Origin of the sequence: Streptomyces sp. SID5910 (genome assembly GCF_009862125.1) — a bacterium.
GTDB lineage: Bacteria > Actinomycetota > Actinomycetes > Streptomycetales > Streptomycetaceae > Streptomyces.
In genome coordinates, this window is the sequence record NZ_WWHX01000681.1 from 1 (window position 1) to 1,778 (window position 1,778).

Sequence of the window (1,778 nt, forward strand, 5' to 3'; positions counted from 1 at the left end):
GCGCCGCTAGCTCAGTTGGTTAGAGCAGCTGACTCTTAATCAGCGGGTCCGGGGTTCGAGTCCCTGGCGGCGCACAGAAGAGGGCCCCTCGCTCAGGCGAGGGGCCCTCCTTCGTTCAGAAGGTCACGTCCGAGCAGGCGTAGAACGCGTTGCCCGTGTCGGCGACCGTCCACACCGACAGGATCACGTGGTGCCCGCTCAGCCCGGACGGCAGCGTGCCGCTGTGGGAGAGCGTGGCCGGCGGCTGCTGGCCGTTGTAGGGCACCGTGAAGAACGGCGTGAGGTTGAGGTCGGACCGGGACAGGGCGTGGTCCTGGTTCCAGCCCGGCTTGGTGACGTAGTACTTGAAGTCGGTCGTGGCGTGCCGGGCGGTGAACTGCCAGCGGAAGGTGTAGCTCTGTCCGCCGTTCACCTTGGTGGTCGGCCACGCCTGGCCGTTGGGCTGCCGGGGGGCGTCGAGCGGGGTGAAGGAGCCGTTGCCCGCCGAGCAGAGCTTGCCGTCGGCCGGTCCGGTGGCCGGGAAGCCCTTGGGGCCCTCGACGCTCTGCGGCTCCCACTGGATGGAGCCGCAACCGCTGACGGTGCCGTTCTGGCAGACCTTCTGCCGGCTGACGGGGAGATCGGTGTAGCCGTGGCCGCTGGCGCCGCCGGACGAGAGGACGAGGGCTCCGGTGGTCGCGATGCCCAGCGCCGCGGCGGACAGCTTGGTCCTTGTGCGCATACTGCTTCTCCTGTGACGTGGGGGAAGTGCAGCGAGCTTTTCTGGTCTAGACCAAGTCCCAGGTTATTGCCGTTAGTTGAACATGTCCATACCAATCGAAGAACCCGGTGCGGGACCCGTCCACGGCCCCTTCACGCCCCCGGCTCACCCCGGCCCGCGCAGAACGCCACCGTCAGGTCCTTCACCAGCACCTTGCGCTCGTAGTCGTCGAGTTCCACCAGCCCGCGCATCGTCAGCCGGGTCACCGTGTCCTCCACCGAGTCCACGACCGAGGTCAGCACGCTCGCCCGCTGCGCCGCGTCCAGGGCCGCGATCCGGCGCCGGTGCATCGCGGCGGCCACCTCCGGGGCGTACTCCACCCGCAGCGGGCGCACCGAGAACACCTCCAGGCCGACCGGCGCCGCGTCCGCCGCCACCAGCCGGGTCAGCGTCTCGCCCGCCACGTCCGCCGCGCCGCGGACCGTGCCCGCCGGCTCCACCGGGACCCGGGCCAGCGCCGCCTCGACGCACTCGCGCAGATACGCCTCGTGGTCCTCGACGCCCAGCGTGGCCCGCACGGTGTCCCGCACCCGCCACACCACCAGCGTCACCGTCCTGAGCGCGACCCCGTTCCCGTCGGCCGCCGGCATCGGCTCGCTGCGCCAGTGCCGCAGCCGCACGTCGACCCGGCGGCGCAGGAACAGCGGGTTCACCCACATCAGCCCGGTGCGCCGGACGGTCCCCCGGTAGCGGCCGAACAGACCGAGCACCCAGGCCTGCCCGGTCCGGCCCCGGGCCAGCCCGCCGAGTCCGAACAGCGACAGCGCCCCGACGGCCGCGTACGCCGCCCACTGCGCGGGCCCGAGTCCGGCGCCCGTCTGCGCCGGCAGCCCCAGCGCCTCCAGAGCGAGGGGCGGCAGGATCCCGGCCCACCAGGAGGTGACCGCACAGCCCGCCACCCCGCAGGCCCCCGCGGCCACGCCCGCCAGGCCGGGCAGCACCTGCGCCGGACGCTCCGTCAGCTCCGGGTCGACCGAGGCGACGGGCCGGGGGCGCGCCGCGGTGGGGCGCCGCATCC

Annotated in this window: 2 protein-coding genes and 1 tRNA gene; 1 reads left to right on the forward strand and 2 read right to left on the reverse strand. The window is 73.0% G+C overall.

What is annotated here, in order from left to right; genetic code table 11:
• A tRNA-Lys gene (locus tag GTW67_RS23795) sits at positions 1-74 on the forward strand.
• Positions 75-115: 41 nt separating this feature from the next.
• Here GTW67_RS23795 and GTW67_RS23800 read toward each other — a convergent pair.
• Both GTW67_RS23800 and GTW67_RS23805 read right to left on the reverse strand, forming a co-directional pair.
• Positions 116-721: a lytic polysaccharide monooxygenase auxiliary activity family 9 protein gene (locus GTW67_RS23800; RefSeq protein ID WP_161166840.1), complete on the reverse strand. Its 606-nt coding sequence runs from the start codon at positions 719-721 to the stop codon at positions 116-118.
• A gap of 131 nt (positions 722-852) precedes the next feature.
• Positions 853-1,778 (reverse strand): SPFH domain-containing protein (locus GTW67_RS23805; RefSeq protein ID WP_161166841.1); only part of this gene is annotated, 926 nt, incomplete at its 5' end.